Raw genomic sequence first — 16,808 nt, forward strand, 5'->3', positions numbered from 1 at the left:
GGACTCAGCGCGGCGACGCAGCCGCGCGGCGCCGGGACAGCGCGTCCACCGTGGCCGCGAGAAGCAGCACCAGACCGGTGACGATGTTGACCACCGCCGCCGACTGCTTCAGCAGGCCCAGCGCGTTCTCGACGACCGCCAGCACGAGACCACCGATCACCGCGTCGACGACCCGGCCCTTGCCGCCGAACAGCGACGTACCACCGATGACGGCGGCACCGACCGCGAACAACAGCGTGTTGAGGCCACCGGCCTGCGGGTCGACCGAACCGACCTTCGACGAGTAGACGATCGCGCCGACCGCCGCCACCGCCGAGCAGATCACGAACACCGAGGCGCGGATCTTCTCGACGTTGATACCGGCGCGGCGGGCCGCCTCGCGGTTGCCACCGACGGCGTAGATGTGGCGGCCGTACTGCGTGCGGTTGAGCACGTAGGTCCCGAGCACCAGCAGGCCGAGCACGATCGGCACGACGTACGGGACGCCGGAGATCACGATGTTCGGGTTCGGCGCGCGGTTCAGCGTGAGCAGATAGGTCGCGACCGCGGCGACCACGCCGATCGCGCCGACCTTGAACAGCACCATCGGCGTCGGCTGGGTGACCAGGCCGCGTTTGAGCCGCGAGAAGTGCTGGCCCAGCGTCACCGCGGCGAAACCACCGGCGGCGATCAGGAACAGGACCCAGCTGCCCACAGTGGACAGATTGCCGTTGGCGACCTTGAACAGCACGTCCGAGGTGCTGATGCCGAGCGTGCCGCCCTCACCGATGAATTGGAGGATGACACCCTGCCAGGCGAGGAAGAGCGCCAGCGTCACGACGAACGAGGGCATGCCGATCTTCGAGACGAGGAAGCCGGTGAGGACACCGATCGCGCCACCGACGCTGATCGCGAGGAGCATCTCGATCCACGCGTTGGCCGCGGTTCCCGACAGCACGAGCGCGATGGCGAGCACGGCGAACCCGACGCCCGCCCAGATCCGCAGGATCACCCCGAGCAGAGCGGCGATCGCGAGGACGACGAGGAACGCGATGAACACGCCGTTCCCCATACCGCCCAACAGGTTTCCGTTGCGCACGTAGTGCATCGCCAGCACCGCGGCGGTGACACCGGAGGCCGTACCGGCGGAGAGGTCGATCTCGCCGAGCAGCAGCACGAACACGATGCCCATCGCGATGATCGCCTTGCCGGCGCCCTGTGCCATCAGGTTCGCGATGTTGTTCATCGTCAGGAAGGTGTCCGACAGCGAGGCGAACACGATCACCAGCACGAGCAGGCCGAGCAGCGCCGGGAGCGAACCCAGCTGTCCGGCCTTGAGCCGGGAGAAGTAGTCGCCGACGGCTTCGCGCGTCGACATCGATGTCGTGTCGATGCCGAAGTCCGTGATGGCCGCCGACGGGTTGAGCGCGGCGGCCGCCGACTTGCCCCCCTCCGGCGAGGCGGGCTTTGCAGGTGTCTCAGTCATTTCCGGTTCTTTCTCGCCTCGGGTCAGAGGACGGCGGCTTCGGGGCGGGCAAGGCCGAGGTCGCCGGAGCGACCGGCGGTGATCAGTTCCACGACCTGGCCGTGGGTGACGTCCTTGGTGTGCACCTCGGCGACGAGACGGCCGAGGTAGAGCACCGCGATCCGGTCGGCGACCTCGAAGACGTCGGCCATGTTGTGGCTGATCAGCACCACACCGAGGCCCTGTTCGGCGAGGCGGCGGACGAGGTCGAGCACCTGACGGGTCTGCGCGACACCCAGCGCGGCGGTGGGCTCGTCGAGCAGGACGACCTTCGAGTCCCACAGCACGGATTTGGCGATCGCGACGGTCTGCCGCTGCCCGCCCGAGAGGGCCGAAACGGGCGTACGGACCGATTTCACGGTGCGGACCGAGAGCGACGCGAGCGTCTCGCGGGCCGCCTTCTCCATGCTGGCCTCGTCGAGCAGCCATTTGCTGCCGCGTTCCCGGCCGAGGAACATGTTCTGCACGATGTCGAGGTTCTCGGCCAGCGCGAGGTCCTGGTAGACGACCTCGATGCCCAGATCCGCGGCGTCGCGCGGGCCGTGGATGTTCACCTGCTTGCCCTGGAACGTCACCGTTCCCGAGTCGTAGCCGTGGATCCCGGCGATCGACTTGACCAAAGTGGACTTACCGGCACCGTTGTCGCCGACCAGCGCGGTGACCTCACCGGCCCGCACGTTGAAGTCCACGTCGTGGAGGACGTGGACCGGCCCGAAGCTCTTGTTCAGCTGCTTCAGTTCGAGGATGGGTTCACTCATGGGGGTTCTCGAATTCTCCCGGCTGGGTACCGGGCCGGTGCGCGCTGTCGGGAGCACGCACCGGCCCGGTCGTCTGGATTTAACGGGTCAGGAGATACCGAGCTGCGTGCACGCCGCGGCCAGGTCGCCGCCGCAGATCTCGGCGGCCTTGACGTAGCCCTGCGTCACGACCTCCTTGACACCGTCCTTGGTGGTCAGCTTCGGCTCGAGGAGCACGGACTTGACCTCGCGGTTGCCCTTCGGGTCCTTCGCCTTGCCGGTGGCCAGCGCGTCGGCGCCCGCCTTGTCGCCCTTGGCCAGCAGGACGGCGAGCTTCGCCGCGGCCTCGGCCTCTTCCTTGATGGGCTTGAAGACCGTCATGTACTGGTCGCCGCGCAGGATCGCCATGAGGCCGTCCGCGGTGGCGTCCTGGCCGGTGACCGGGACCTTGCCGTTGAGGCCGTTCTTCTTCAGCACGGTGATGACCGCGCCGGCGAGACCGTCGTTCGCGGCGACGACGCCGTCGACCTTGCCCTTGTTGTCGGTCAGGATCTGCTCGAAGGTCTGGCCGCCCTTCTGGTTGTCCCAGTTGTCGATGGCCTGCTCGCGCACGAGCTTCAGGTCACCGGCGGCGAACTTCGGCTGCAGGACGGACTTCTGGCCGTTGGCGAACAGCGTCGCGTTGTTGTCGGTCGGGGCACCCTCGATCATGACGACCTCGGCGCCCTTCTTGTCCTTCAGCGCGTCGGCGAGGCCCTGGCCCTGGAGCTGGCCGACCTTCTCGTTGTCGAACGAGACGTAGTAGTCGGAGCTGCCGCCGAGGTTGAGGCGGTCGTAGTCGATCGTCGGGATGCCCGCGGCCTGCGCCTTGCGGGCGACCGCCGCGCCGACCTCGCCGTTGATGGCGGCGATGATGAGGACCTTGACGTTCTGCGCGATCATGCCGTCGGCCAGGGTGGTGAACTTCTGGACGTCGCCCTGGGCGTTCTGGACGTCGGCGTCGAAGCCCGCGTCCTTGAGCGCCTTGGTCAGGAACGGCTTGTCGAAGGCTTCCCAGCGCGCGGAGGTGGCGGTCTCCGGCAGGATGACGCCGACCTTGCCACCGGCGGCGGCACCGCCCGGGGCGGGCGCGGACTGCGAGGAGTTGCCGCTGCCCGAGTCGGCGGTGTTGGCGCCACAGGCGGAGAGCACCAGGCCGGCGCCCACCGTCGCGGCGAGGAGGGTAAGGGTTCTGCTGCGCATCCTCTGTCCTTCCGGATCTTGCTCGCGGGCGGCGATCCCCGGAGGACCGGTCGCACCATCGCGCATATGTTGTGGGCGACAACATATGCCGCCGAACGTGTTTCGCGGAAGACGGCTGAATCGATTAAGCCGCATCAAATGGACACGGTTTGGCAACGTGGCCGTAGCAAGACGTACGAAGTCTAGGTGCGCTGACGGTGTGACCGCCACCACTCACTGAGCGTGAACAGCGCGGCTCCGGTTCCCCGCCCCCGAACGCTATGAACGGTCCGTTCCTTGCAAATTTTGCAAGGAACGGACCGTTCATAGTGCTTGCCAGGGGGCAGCTACCAGGAACGCAGGGTGACGATCCGCTCTTCGAGCTGTTCGACGGACGCCATCGCGGTCGGCGGCCCGCCGCAGACCCGGCGCAGCTCGTTGTGGATCGCGCCGTGCGGCTTCTTCGTCCGGTGGTGGTGCACGCCCACCAGGGCGTTCAGCTCCTTGCGCAGGCTGCCGAGCCGCTCACTGACCGACTGCGGCCGCGCGACCGGAGCCGCCTCCTCGGCCTTGGGCTTGCGCCGCTTCTCGTCGGAGAGCTGCTCCTCCTGCCGCTTACGCAGCAGCGCGCGGACCTGGTCCGGCTCCAGCAGCCCCGGCAGGCCGAGGTACTCCTGCTCCTCGTCGGAACCGGAGAACACCGCGGTGCCGAACGAGTTGCCGTCGTAGATCACCTGGTCGAGCTCCGCGGAGGCGCCCAGCGAGGTGAACGCCTTCTCCTCCTCGCCCGGCTCGTCCTCGGTGCGGTTGGCCTGGGCCAGGAGTTCGTCGTCCCAGCCCTCCTTCTCGCGGTGCGGCTTGCCGAGGACGTGGTCGCGCTGCGCCTCCAGCTCGCTGGCCAGCTCCAGCAGCACCGGCACGCTCGGCAGGAAGACCGAAGCCGTCTCGCCGGGCTTGCGCGACCGCACGTACCGGCCGATGGCCTGCGCGAAGAACAGCGGCGTCGACGCGCTCGTGGCGTAGACACCGACGGCCAGACGCGGGACGTCGACGCCTTCGGACACCATCCGGACCGCGACGAGCCAGCGGTCGGTCGAATCGGAGAACTCCTTGATCCGCCCGGACGCCTTGGGGTCGTCGGAGAGGACGACCGTCGGGTTCTGGCCGGAGATGCGCTGCAGGATCTTGGCGTAGGCGCGCGCGGAGTCCTGGTCGGTGGCGATCACCAGGCCGCCCGCGTCCGGGATGCCGTTGGCCCGGAGCTGCGCGAGACGCGTGTCCGCGGCCTGCAGCACCGACGGGATCCACTCGCCGGCCGGGTCGAGCGCCGTGCGCCAGGCCCGCGCGTTCTGCTCGGCGGTCAGCGGCTCGCCGAGCCGCGCGGTGAACTCCTCCCCCGCGCTGGTGCGCCAGGAGGCCTCACCGGAGTAGGCGAGGAAGACGACCGGCCGGACCACGCCGTCGGCGAGCGCGTCGGCGTAGCCGTAGGAATGGTCGGCCTTGCTGCGCTGGAAACCCGAGCCGTCGGCCTCGTAGGTGACGAACGGGATCGGCGAGTCGTCGCTGCGGAACGGCGTCCCGGTGAGCGCGAGACGGCGGACGGCGGGGGTGAACGCCTCGCGGATCGCGTCGCCCCACGACTTCGCGTCGCCGCCGTGGTGGATCTCGTCCAGGATGACCAGCGTCTTGCGGTTCTCGGTGCGCACGCGGTGCAGCGTCGGATGCGCGGCGACCTGCGCGTAGGTGAGCGCGACACCTTGATAGTCACGCGAGGTGACGCCGGTGCCGTTGCGGAAGTTCGAGTCGATCGCGATACCGGCGGCCGCGGCGGAGGCGGCCCACTGGTGCTTCAGGTGCTCGGTCGGCGCGACGATGGTGATCCGCTCGACGGTCCGGTCGCTCAGCAGCTCGGCGGCGATCCGGAGACCGAACACCGTCTTGCCCGCGCCCGGCGTCGCCACGGCCAGGAAGTCCTGCGGTTTCTTCGTGAGGTACTTCGTCAGCGCTCGCCGCTGCCAGGCACGCAGCGGGCGGGCCGTGCTGTCCTTCGCCGCGGGAGGCGCGCCAAGCTCGCCTCGATCGCGTTCAACCGTTTCCGACATGCCGGTTCCCCACCTCCCTCATCGAAAACCGCTGGTCAATCGCCTTGTCACAAGCGAAAACCCCCACTTGGGTATCCGGCCGCGACGCCGGCGCCTGAGGTGAGGGCACTGGAGACAAGCCTACCTCGCGGGCCCGTGGAACGCGGGAAGCGCCACCCCCGTTGTCGGGTTACTCACCCGAAAACCCAGGGGTGGCGAGCCGAATGGCGCGGCATGGACCATGCTGGACACCGTCAAGGGCGCTCGGCGCCGGCGGAGGAGCTGCATGAGCGAGGAGAACGGCCGTCCCGGCACGGCCGCCGAGGTCGCGAAGGGCCGCAGGGGTCCGTTGCGCCTGCTCAGCCGCACGCTCAGCAAGGCGTGGGACGGCAACATCTTCTCCGAGGCCGCCGAAGCCGCCTTCTGGCAGACACTCTCCCTGCCGCCGCTGCTGCTCGGTCTCCTCGGTTGCCTCGGCTTCGTCGGCGACTGGTTCGGCCAGGAGGTCGTGACCGCGGTCCACGACCGGATCATCACCTTCAGCAAGACGATCTTCAGCGACAACGCCGTCCACGACATCATCGAGCCGACGGTCAACAGCATCCTGTTCGTCGGCAAGGGAGAGATCGTCTCCGTCGGCTTCCTGATCTCCCTGTGGGCCGGTTCGTCGGCGATGTCGTCGTTCGTCGACGCGATCACCGTCGCGCACGACCAGTACGGCGTCCGCAACGACGTCTGGCAGCGGATCTTCGCGCTGCTGCTGTACCTGGCCGGGCTGGTCATCCTGGTGGTCGGGCTGCCGCTGCTGGCGATCGGGCCGGATCTGCTCCCCCAGTTCTTCCCCACCGACTGGCGCGGCACGGTGTCGTACTGGGTCGGCACGCTGTACTACCCGGTGCTGGCCGTGATGATCGTGCTGGCGCTGACGACGCTGTACAAGCTGGCCCTGCCGCGCCGGCTGCCGTGGCACCGCGGGCTGCCGGGCGCGATGCTCGCCATGGTCGTGTTCCTGCTCTCCAGTATCGGGCTGCGGATCTACCTGAACTGGATCACCAAGACCGGCTACACCTACGGCGCGCTCGCCGCGCCGATCGCGTTCCTGTTGCTGATGTTCTTCATCGGGCTCGCGGTGGTCGGCGGCGCGTACTTCAACAGCGCGATCCAGGAACTGTGGCCCGCCAAGGCGACGAAACGCCAGCGCCGGAAATGGCGGCGGCTGGAAATGGAACGCGCCAGCGAACGGATCCGTGCCGAAGAGGGCCGCAAACTGTGGGAACGGACGACCGTCCCGCTCCGCCGCCCCCGCCAGAACGGCGATTCCCCCGATGGTGACGCGGAGCACGCTTCGGAACAATCGGTGAACGCGGAAACGCAGAGCGAAACCGATTCGGTGACCGAACGGCGAAGTTGAGCGGGGCCTCATCCCGAAGTCGTACTCCGATTCCACCCGTGGTGTGAATCCACTCCACCCCCTCCCGTGAAAAGCTCGCGGTAATCCGCACGTTCCCGAGCTGTCTTCCTGGGGATCCCGTCATGTCCACGCTGGCCAGACTGAGCCTGCGCAACCGAAGTCTCATCGGGCTGCTCGCCCTGGTGGTGATCGGCTTCGGCGCCTTCGCCCTGCCGCAGCTGAAGCAGCAGCTGTTCCCGTCACTGCAGTTCCCGCAGGCGCAGGTCATCACGCCGTACGCGGGCGCGTCGCCGGACGCGGTCGACCGTCAGGTCACCGAGCCGCTCGAAGGCGGGCTGCAGGGTTTGAAGGGGCTCGAAGAACTGAGCTCGACGTCGTCGGAGGGGCTGTCGCGGATCACCGCGCAGTTCGAATTCGGCACGGACATCGACGCGGCCGTCGGGCAGATCCAGCGCGTCGTCGACGGGCTCAAGGCCCGCCTGCCGCAGAACAGCGAGCCGACGGTTTCGGCGGGGTCCACCGACGATCTCCCGGTCGTGCTGCTCGCCGCCGGGACCACCGGTGACCCGCAGGCGCTCGCGCCCGCGCTGACCGGGGAGGTCGCGCCGGAACTGCGCAAGATCGACGGCGTCCGCGAGGTCGAGGTGACCGGTGCGCGGCAGCCGCGGGTCACCATCGCGCTGGACTACGCGAAGCTTGCGGCCGCGGGGGTCGACCCGTCGTCCATCGCCACCACGTTGCAGACCGCCGGTGCCGCCGTCCCGGCCGGAACGCTGACCGAAGGCGGCAAGACGCTCACCGTCCAGGTCGGCGGCGGACCGACCACAGTGGACACGATCAAGAACCTTTACCTGACGCCCGCTTCTCGTCCCGGGGCGCAGGCTAAACCGGTGAAGCTCGGTGATGTCGCGGATGTCCAGGCCGGCTTCGCGCCGCCGACGTCGATCACGCGCACCAACGGCAAGCCGAGCCTCGGGCTCTCAATCACCATGGTGGAGAACGGGAACGCGGTCGCGATCTCGGAAGCGGTGCGGGACAAGCTGCCCGAGCTGTCGAAGAAGATCGGCGCCGAGATGAGCGTCGTGTTCGACCAGGGCACCCCGGTCAAGGACGCGATCAGCGGCCTGACCACCGAAGGCCTGCTGGGGCTGGCGTTCGCGGTCGTGGTGATCCTGCTGTTCCTGCTGTCGGTGCGCTCGACGCTGGTGACGGCGGTGTCGATCCCGCTTTCGGTGGTCGTGGCGCTTTTGGCGTTGTGGACCGGCGATCTCTCGCTGAACCTGCTCACCCTCGGCGCGCTCACCATCGCCATCGGGCGGGTGGTCGACGACTCGATCGTGGTGCTGGAGAACATCAAACGACATCTGGCCTACGGCGAGGAGAAGGAGCGCGCGGTGCTCGACGGCGTGCGCGAGGTCGCGGGTGCCGTGACGTCGTCCACCCTCACCACGGTCGCGGTGTTCCTGCCGATCGCCTTCGTGGGCGGGTTCGTCGGCGAGCTGTTCTCACCGTTCGCGATCACGGTCACCGTGGCGCTGCTGGCGTCGCTGCTGGTCTCGCTGACGATCGTGCCGGTGCTGGCGTACTGGTTCCTCAAGCCGCCCAAGGCCCCGGCGGACGAACGCGAGGCCGAGCTCACGCGCCAGGCCGCCGAGGACAAGGAACGCCGGGGGCTGCTGCAGCGCGGGTACGTGCCGGTGATCCGGTTCGCGACCCGGCGCCGCGTCACCGTCGTGCTGCTGGCGCTGATCATCTTCGGCGGCACGGTCGGGCTGGCCTCGCGGCTGAACACGAACTTCCTCGACCAGTCCGGCTCGACGACGCTGAGCCTTTCGCAGAAGCTGCCGCCCGGCACCAGTCCCGAGGCCAAGGAGAAGGCCGCGGGCGCGGTGGAGCAGGCGCTCGCCGCCGAACCGGCCGTCGAGACCTACCAGGTCAGCATCGGCGGGGGCAACTTCTTCGGCGGCGGCGGGACGGCGACCAGCATCCAGGTCACCGTCGCCAAGGACACCGACCTCGACGCGCTGTCGGATCGCCTGCGGGGCAAGCTGGACAAGCCGGAACTCGGCGAGGTCAAGATCGGCGCGGAGGCGGGCGGGTTCAACTCCGACCAGATCTCGATCACCGTCACCGCACCGGACGAAGCGGCGCTGAAGCCCGCCGCCGAGCAGGTCCGCCAGGCCCTGTCCGGCGTCCCGGACCTCACCGAGGTGACCAGTGACCTCGCGCAGGGCTCGCCGCGCGTGCAGGTCGAGGTCGACGCCGCCAAGGCGGCCGCGAGCGGGCTTTCGGCGACCACGATCGGCCAGATCGCGAACCAGGCCATCGCCGGCCGCACGGTGACGCAGCTGCCGGTCGACGGCAGGCGCACGGACATCGTGCTGCGCGCGGGCACGGCCCCGGTGTCGGTCGACGCGGTCAAGGCGCTGCCGATCCCGAGCGCGACCGGCGTGGTGCGGCTGGATTCCGTCGCCACCGTGTCCACAGTGGACGGACCGGCCGCGGTGCACCGCACCTCGGGCGAGCTGAGCACCACGGTCACCGCCAAGAACACCGGAGCGGACCTGGCCGCCACCACGAAGGCCATCCAGTCCAAATTGGACGGACTGACCTTCAGCGGCGGCGCGGCGTACAAGCTCGGCGGGGTCAGCGAGGACCAGCAGGAGGCGTTCGGGAACCTGTTCCTCGCGCTGCTGGCCGCGGTCGCGATCGTGTACCTGATCATGGTGGCGACGTTCCGCAGCCTGATCCAGCCGCTGATCCTGCTGGTGTCGATCCCGTTCGCGGCGACCGGCGCGATCGGGCTGCTGCTGGCCACCGGGACCGCGCTGGGCCTGCCCGCGCTGATCGGGATGCTGATGCTCGTCGGCATCGTGGTGACCAACGCGATCGTGCTGATCGACCTGATCAACCAGTACCGGGCTTCGGGGATGAGCGTCGCGGACGCCGTCGTCGAAGGCGGGCGGCGACGGCTGCGGCCGATCCTGATGACCGCGGCGGCGACCATCTTCGCGCTGGTCCCGATGGCGCTCGGGCTGACCGGGCAGGGCGGGTTCATCGGGCAGCCGCTGGCGATCGTGGTGATCGGCGGGCTCGTCAGCTCGACCCTGCTGACGCTGATCCTGGTGCCGACGCTGTACACGATGGTCGAGACGCGGAAAGAGAAGCGCCGCGCCAAGAAGGCGGCCCGCCGGTCCCCTTCGGAGGCACCCACGACGGAAACGCTGACGCCGGAACCGACCGCATAGGGTCTCGTGAGTGGTAAGGACGGTTAGAACCGTCCTTACCACTCACGAGCCTGCGGGAGTCACGCCTTACGGAACCGCCAGGTCTTGCTGTCGAAGGCCACGCACCACGAAGGTGACAGCACGACGACCCGCAGGGTCCCGTCGGCGGCGACGTCGATGCCCTCGGTCTCGAAGTTCCCGCTGCAGGTGCTCTTCAGGGGCAGCTGCCCGAGCGACGTCACCCGCCCGGTCACGTCCGAACCGGACAGCGCGCCGGAGAGGTCGACCTGCAGCAGCGGCTTCGTGGTCCCGAACAGCGACCCTTCGGGATCGTCGGACGAGCACAGCAGCCGGGTCGCGGTGACGAAGTCGCAGCCCTGGATGTCCCGCACCGGCTTGTCGAGCCGGATCGCGGACGAGTACGGCAGGTTCGCCGAGGGATTCGTGTGCGCGACGCCGGGCATCGGGTGCACGAGGAGCCGGTCCATCGTGCCCCACTCGCCCGCCACCATCCAGCGCGCGTCGGGGGTCACGGCGGCGAACGAGTTGTTGTTCGCCTCCCACGATTCCAGCGTGTGCGTGTAGTTCGCCCACTTCCCGTCGGGCGACTCGACGCGGAAGAGCTTCGCTCCCCGGTCGTCGCGCTGGTACGGCTCGACGTACCAGCCTTGCGCGGAGCCCGGGTCGCCGACGTGGTTCCAGCCCTGGGTCGAGAGGCTCATCGGGACGGTCGCGATCCCGGTGTAGCGGTAGATCGTCCCGGACGGCCGTTCGATGGTGGCCAGGCCCTGGCCCTCGTCGAGCGGGCGGGCGTTGTCCGAACCGACCGTGGTCCAGCCGGTGACGGCTTGGGCGGCGGCGGGTGAGAACACCGCGACCAACGCGGCGATGGCGAGCACGATCCCGGTTCTACGCATGAAGGCTCCGTCCCGGCTGGGTTTCGCTGGCGGGTACTGATTACCAGCGAAAACCGGGCCGGGCAGCCACCATGTGAAGGATTTTCAGATTTTGTCCGGTTTCGGACACCGGACGGACACTCAGTCGCCCGGCTTGAGACCGTCGTAGATCTTCTTGCAGTCCGGGCAGACCGGCGAACCGGGCTTCGCCGACTTCGTCACCGGGAAGACCTCACCGCACAGCGCCACCACGTGCGTGCCCATGACCGCGCTTTCGGCGATCTTGTTCTTGCGCACGTAGTGGAACATCTTCGGCGAATCGTCGTCGGTGCCGTCGGTGCCCTCGGGACGGGTATCCGGCTTCGGAAGGGTCTGAGTACTCACCCCTCCATAATGCCCCAAATCCTCCTGCGCACACCGGCGACCTGGCAGGATCTCGCCCATGTTCCAGAAGGTGCTCGCGACGTTCGGCTCGGGCGGGGCGAAGATCGACGCCCGGCTGCTCGACCGCACGGTCTCCCCCGGCCGCCCGTTGCGCGGCGAGGTCCTGCTGCTCGGCGGCGAAGTCGATCAAGAGATCAACGGTCTCTCGGTGAAGCTGCTCGCCAGGGTCACCGTCCCCGACGAACGCCGCCCCGGCGTCGAGGACCTCGAGTTCGGCACCCAGCAGCTGGCGGGCAACGAGCGGATCGGGCCCGGCCAGCAGGTCCGGATCCCGTTCGAGGTGGCCTTGCCCTGGGAGACGCCGATCTCCAGCGTCTTCGGCAAACCGCTGACCGGGATGGCCGTCGGCCTGCAGACCAGCCTCGACATCGCCAACTCCGTCACCGACCCGGTCGACGTCGACGGCGCCGCGATCGAGCCGCTGCCCGCGCAGAAACGGATCTTGGACGCCTTCAGCCGGATCGGCTTCGTCTTCCGCGAAGCCGTGCTGGAACGCGGCCGGGTGGACGGCGCGGTCCAGCAGCTCCCGTTCTTCCAGGAGATCCGCTTCACCCCTTCGCCGCGGTTCGCGCCCGTCTTCACCTCGGTGGCGGTGACCTTCCTGTCCTCGCCGTCGGAGACGCAGGTCGTGCTGGAGGTGACCAAACGGGTCCGGGTGTCCAAGAGCGGCGGGTTCGGCGGCCGCGGCCAGGAGTTCCTCGGCCTGTTCAAGGTCGACCACGCCGCGGTGGAGCGGGTCAAGTGGGAGCCGCAGCTCGAAGGCTGGCTGCACGAGGTGGCCAAGGCACGCGGGATCTTCGACTGATGGACTGGCCGACCGCGATCACCCGGCTCGGTGGCGATCACCGGATCGCCGCCGTCGCGTGGGACGACCTGCAGACCCGTTACGCCGAACCACACCGCCGCTACCACGACCTCCGGCACGTCACGGCCGTCGCCCGGGACAGCGGGGCCCTCGCCGTCGCCTTCGGCCTGGGCGCCCGCGAGCGCGCGCTCGTCGCCATCGCGGCGTGGACGCACGACGTCGTCTACGACGCCCGCCCCGGCGAGGACGAACGGGCCAGCGCCGCCTGGACCCGCGACGAACTCACCAACGCCGGGGTCCCCGCGGCCGACGTCGACCGTGCCGGGGAGCTGGTCCTCAGCACGATCCACCACGCCGCCCCCGACGAAGACCTCCTCGCCACGGCGCTGCTGGACGCCGACCTCGCGATCCTCGGCGCCGCGCCGGAGGACTACGAGCAGTACGCGAAAGGTGTCCGGGAGGAGTACTCGATCTACTCCGACGAGGACTGGCGGGCCGGACGCACGGCGGTGCTGAAGAACCTGCTGGCCAGGCCGCGGTTGTACCGCAGCGACATCGCGCGGGCACGCTGGGAGGGCAAGGCGCGCGAGAACCTCTCGAACGAACTGACCCGATGGCGTGACGCGGACCCACATCACCGATGATGTTCGTTCGTGACTCCGCAACTGTCCCTTCACGAAGAGGTCGCCTCCGCCCTCGCCGGCGGTGACCCCGTCGTCGCGCTGGAGAGCACCATCCTCTCCCACGGTCTCCCGCCCGGCCGCAACCTCGACGTCGCCCGGCGGCTGGAGAAGGTCGTGCGCGACGGCGGCGCCGTCCCCGCGACCATCGCCGTCCTCGACGGCGTCCCCCTGATCGGCCTCACCGGCGAGCAGCTGGAACGCGTGTGCGCGCCCGGCGCGGACCTGGACAAGCTCTCCCTGCGTGACATCGGCCCGGCCGTCGGCCTCGGCCGCTCCGGCGCGACCACGGTCGCGAGCACCGCGGCACTGGCCGCCGCGGCCGGGATCGGGATGTTCGCCACCGGCGGGCTCGGCGGTGTGCACCAGGGTGCGGCACAGAGCTGGGACGTGTCGGCGGATCTGGGCGTGCTCGCGAAGGTGCCCACCACGGTCGTCTGCTCGGGCGTGAAGTCGGTGCTCGACATCGCCGCGACCCTCGAAGTGCTGGAGACCAACTCGGTGCCGGTGCTGGGGTACCGCACCGGCGAGTTCCCGGCGTTCTACCTCCGCTCGTCCGGTTTCGAGGTGCCATGGCGGGTCGACGACGCCGCGCAGGCCGCCGCGGTCATCGCCGCGCACCGGGCGCACGCGTCTTCCGGTGTGCTGCTGGCGAATCCGATCCCGGAAGCGTCCGAAATGGACCGGGAGCTGCACGACCGGCTGCTCGCCGAAGGGCTGGAACTCCTCAAGACCCGTGGTGTGCACGGGAAGGACGTCACGCCGGTGCTGCTGGAGCACTTCCACACCGCCAGCGAAGGTGTGAGCCTCGACGCGAACGAAGCCCTGGTGCTGTCCAACGCCGAACTGGCCACTTCGGTCGCCGTCGCGCTCGGGACCGCCGCATGAGCGGCATTGTCGTCGTCGGCGACGTCGGTCTGGACGTCGTCGCGCGGCACGAAGGCCCCATCCCGCACGGCGGCGACATCCGCGCGAAGGTCCATTTCACCAGCGGCGGCGCGGGCGCGAACACCGCGCTGTGGCTGCGGGCCGAGGACACGGAGACCACGCTGGTCGCCCGGATCGGGGACGACTCCGGCGGCCGCATGGTGAAAAGCGAACTGGAAGCGGCGGGCGTCCGCTGCGAGTTCGCGGTGGACCCCGAGGAACCGACGTTCTGCGTCGTCGTGCTCGTCGACGGCGCGGGTGAGCGGAGCATGCTGGCCGACCGCGCGGCGAACGCGAAGTTCAGCCCTTCCGACATCACCGAGGCGGCGCTGGCCGGGGCGAGTCACCTGCACCTCTCGGGGTACGTCCTGCTGTACCCGTCGTCACGGCCCGCAGCGCTCGCGTCCCTGGCGGCGGCGAAGAAGGCCGGGCTGACGACGTCGGTCGACCCGCAGGCGGCGACGCTGATCACCGATCCCGCGGCCTTCCTCGACGACGTGCGCGGCGTGGACCTGCTGATGCCGAACACCAGCGAGCTCGTCGCGCTGACCGGGTCGAGTGATCCCGAGGCGGCGAAGGAACTGCTGGACTACGTCGGCGAGGTCGTGGTCACCGCCGGTCTCGACGGCGCCAGCTGGGTGGACGCGAGCGGCACCATCACGTCGGTGCCCGCGCAGCCGGCGGAGTGCGTCGACTCGACCGGCGCCGGGGACGCCTTCGACGCCGGTGTGCTGGCGGCGTGGCTGCGCGGCGAGTCCACCGTGGAGGTGCTTCGGGCGGGGACGCGGCTGGGTGCCCGCGCGGTTTCGAAGGTCGGCCCGCAGCCGTAGTCCCACCCCTCGTGAGTGGTGAGGACGGTTCTAACCGTCCTCACCACTCACGAGGCCTGACCCATTCGGTACCGGGGTTCTGCTGGGTGCTGGGCTTGGCCGAGGGTTGCGAAAGCCACTTTCGCAACGTTGAAGGTTGCGAAAGTGGCTTTCGCAACGTCGGCCGTGGCCGGGCCCGGGACCGTCCTGGTGATCATGTCCCGAAAGCCACTTTCGAGACGTCTGATGTCCCGAAAGTGGCTTTCGCGACACCGGCTCCAGACCCCCACGCCTTCATAGACCTGGCCCGGGATCAAGGGCGGCCGGAAGCCACTAGGTCCCACCCTCGTGAGTGGTGAGGACGGTTCTAACCGTCCTCACCACTCACGAGGCGCGAAACGGGTCAGCCGCCGTCGATGACGCGGTGACCGGAGCTCTCGATGCGGGTCGGTTCGGACTGGTACCGGTTGACCTTCTCGCTCTTGCGCGGCGGCCGGTCGTTGGCCACCAGGACGGCGATCCACGGCAGCGGGATCGAGATCGCGATCAGCGCCAGCGCGAGCCACCAGGTCTGGTAGAAGATCCCGGCGAGGATGAGGCACGGGATGCGGAACGACATCATGATGATGTACTTCCGCTTCCGCTTGGCCAGCTGGTCTTCGTAGGACGGGGCGGCTTCGGTGATCAGCACCGGAGCGGGTTCCCTCGGTTCGGGACCGTGGGCGGGCGCGTTCACAGCACCACCTCCGGCTTCCATGCTCCCACTCGCCGGGCTCATCCGACACCCGGGTGGGTGAGCCGGTGCAAAGCCGCGACCACGAGTGTCTCGACGCCGGCCGAAAGCGTCGGATGCGGGACCGGCGCGAAGAGCGGCGAATGGTTCGACGGGATGTCCTGTTCGAAGCGCCCGGCGGTCATCGCGGCGATCACCTTGCCCTCGTCCAGGCCGCCGACCAGCCAGAACACCGACGGAACCCCGGCGGCGCGGCCGAATTCGCTGAAGTCCTCGCTGCCGGTGACCAGCGGCGCGGGCATCACCCGGCCCTCGCCGAAGTGGTCGCGGAAGGCGGCGGTGAGCCCCTCGGTGGCCGCGTCGTCGTTCTCGGTGACCGGGAACGCGCCGATCCGCTCGATCTCCGGCGGTTTCGGCGCGCCCGCGGTGGCCGCCTCGCCCTGGACGATCCGCTCGACCGCCGCGACGACCTTCTCCCGCACGGCCTGGTCGAACGACCGGATGTTGACTTCGAGGACGGCGTGGTCGGCGATGATGTTGTGCGCGGTGCCGACGTGCAGTGACCCCACGGTCACCACCGCCGATTCGGTCGCCGAGATCTCCCGCGAAACGATGGTCTGCAGCTTGAGCACCACGGACGCGGCGAGCACGGCGGGATCCACCGTGGTCTCGGGGCGCGAACCGTGCCCGCCCCGGCCGTGCAGGGTGATGCGGAGCGCGTCGGTCGCCGCCATGATCACGCCCGGCCTGGTCAGCACCCAGCCCGCGGGACCGGGCACGACATGCTGGCCGAGCACGACGTCGGGCTTGCCGGCGGGGGCGAAGACGCCGTCGCGGACCATGCCGGCGGCACCGTCCCCGGCCTCCTCCCCCGGCTGGAAGACGACCATGAGCGTGCCGGACCAGTGCTCGCGTCCGGCCGCGAGCAGCGACGCGGCGCCGGAGAGCCAGGTGGCGTGCATGTCGTGACCGCAGGCGTGCATCACCGGGACGTCGCGGCCGTCGGCGTCGACCCCGCGCGCGGTGCTCGCGTACGGCAGGCCGGTCTTCTCCTCGACCGGCAGCGCGTCGATGTCGGCGCGCAGCATCACCTTCGGGCCGGGGCCGTTGCGCAGCACGCCCAGGACGCCGGTGCGCCCGATGCCGGTGTGCACCTCGTAACCGTCGGCCTCCAGGCGCCGCGCCAGTTCGGCGGCGGTGCGGGTTTCGGCGAACGACAGCTCCGGATGCCGGTGGAGGTCGGTGTACAGGTCTTCCAATCCGGGCAGCGCCGCCTTCAGCGGTGCCAGGACACTCTCAAGGCTCACGACGTCATCCTGGCAGTATTACCCAC

The 16,808-nt window shown here is 69.4% G+C and carries 14 protein-coding genes; 6 read left to right on the top strand and 8 right to left on the bottom strand.

Annotation, left to right across the window (positions count from 1 at the left end):
- Positions 1-4: 4 nt before the first annotated feature.
- The 4 genes from MJQ72_RS03960 to MJQ72_RS03975 form a co-directional block, all read right to left on the bottom strand.
- On the bottom strand, positions 5-1,465 hold the full coding sequence (locus MJQ72_RS03960) for a sugar ABC transporter permease (RefSeq protein ID WP_240597746.1): 1,461 nt from the start codon (positions 1,463-1,465) through the stop codon (positions 5-7).
- Positions 1,466-1,488: 23 nt separating this feature from the next.
- Positions 1,489-2,262 (bottom strand): ATP-binding cassette domain-containing protein, encoded by a 774-nt coding sequence (locus MJQ72_RS03965; RefSeq protein WP_005164482.1) that lies wholly within the window; start codon positions 2,260-2,262, stop codon positions 1,489-1,491.
- 87 nt (positions 2,263-2,349) lie between these two features.
- Positions 2,350-3,483 carry a sugar ABC transporter substrate-binding protein gene (locus MJQ72_RS03970; protein WP_240597747.1) on the bottom strand — a complete coding sequence of 378 codons (1,134 nt, stop codon included), beginning with the start codon at positions 3,481-3,483 and terminating at the stop codon, positions 2,350-2,352.
- Positions 3,484-3,809: 326 nt separating this feature from the next.
- A complete protein-coding gene (locus MJQ72_RS03975) occupies positions 3,810-5,564 on the bottom strand; it encodes a DEAD/DEAH box helicase (RefSeq protein WP_240597749.1) in 1,755 nt (584 codons plus the stop codon).
- Positions 5,565-5,829: 265 nt separating this feature from the next.
- Between MJQ72_RS03975 and MJQ72_RS03980 the strand changes: the two genes are divergently transcribed.
- Positions 5,830-6,954, top strand: coding sequence for a YihY/virulence factor BrkB family protein (locus MJQ72_RS03980; protein WP_240597751.1), 1,125 nt, complete (start codon positions 5,830-5,832; stop codon positions 6,952-6,954).
- A gap of 122 nt (positions 6,955-7,076) precedes the next feature.
- Entirely contained in the window at positions 7,077-10,202 is a 3,126-nt protein-coding gene (locus tag MJQ72_RS03985) for an efflux RND transporter permease subunit (RefSeq protein WP_240597752.1), read from the top strand.
- 59 nt (positions 10,203-10,261) lie between these two features.
- On the opposite strand, the gene MJQ72_RS03990 is transcribed toward MJQ72_RS03985, so the two are convergent.
- Positions 10,262-11,098, bottom strand: coding sequence for a hypothetical protein (locus MJQ72_RS03990; RefSeq protein ID WP_037343687.1), 837 nt, complete (start codon positions 11,096-11,098; stop codon positions 10,262-10,264).
- A 120-nt stretch (positions 11,099-11,218) separates the two neighbouring features.
- On the bottom strand, positions 11,219-11,461 hold the full coding sequence (locus MJQ72_RS03995) for a DUF3039 domain-containing protein (protein WP_007033595.1): 243 nt from the start codon (positions 11,459-11,461) through the stop codon (positions 11,219-11,221).
- A 58-nt stretch (positions 11,462-11,519) separates the two neighbouring features.
- On the opposite strand from MJQ72_RS03995, the gene MJQ72_RS04000 reads away from it, so the two are divergent.
- From MJQ72_RS04000 to MJQ72_RS04015, 4 genes are read left to right on the top strand one after another with little or no spacing between them, the layout of a single operon-like run.
- Positions 11,520-12,326: a sporulation protein gene (locus tag MJQ72_RS04000; RefSeq protein ID WP_240597753.1), complete on the top strand. Its 807-nt coding sequence runs from the start codon at positions 11,520-11,522 to the stop codon at positions 12,324-12,326.
- Entirely contained in the window at positions 12,326-12,970 is a 645-nt protein-coding gene (locus tag MJQ72_RS04005; RefSeq protein ID WP_240597754.1) for a hypothetical protein, read from the top strand. The genes MJQ72_RS04000 and MJQ72_RS04005 overlap by 1 nt, the downstream gene beginning before the upstream one ends.
- 9 nt (positions 12,971-12,979) lie before the next feature.
- Entirely contained in the window at positions 12,980-13,894 is a 915-nt protein-coding gene (locus MJQ72_RS04010) for a pseudouridine-5'-phosphate glycosidase (RefSeq protein ID WP_240597756.1), read from the top strand.
- Positions 13,891-14,763, top strand: coding sequence for a carbohydrate kinase family protein (locus MJQ72_RS04015; protein ID WP_240597757.1), 873 nt, complete (start codon positions 13,891-13,893; stop codon positions 14,761-14,763). The genes MJQ72_RS04010 and MJQ72_RS04015 overlap by 4 nt, the downstream gene beginning before the upstream one ends.
- A gap of 382 nt (positions 14,764-15,145) precedes the next feature.
- Here the strand turns inward: MJQ72_RS04015 and MJQ72_RS04020 are convergent, their stop codons facing one another.
- A complete protein-coding gene (locus MJQ72_RS04020; protein WP_038515872.1) occupies positions 15,146-15,499 on the bottom strand; it encodes a DUF3099 domain-containing protein in 354 nt (117 codons plus the stop codon).
- A gap of 17 nt (positions 15,500-15,516) precedes the next feature.
- Positions 15,517-16,782: an amidohydrolase gene (locus tag MJQ72_RS04025; protein ID WP_240597759.1), complete on the bottom strand. Its 1,266-nt coding sequence runs from the start codon at positions 16,780-16,782 to the stop codon at positions 15,517-15,519.
- Between the last annotated feature and the right edge of the window lie 26 nt (positions 16,783-16,808).

It is taken from the genome of Amycolatopsis sp. EV170708-02-1, from assembly GCF_022479115.1.
Classification (GTDB): domain Bacteria; phylum Actinomycetota; class Actinomycetes; order Mycobacteriales; family Pseudonocardiaceae; genus Amycolatopsis.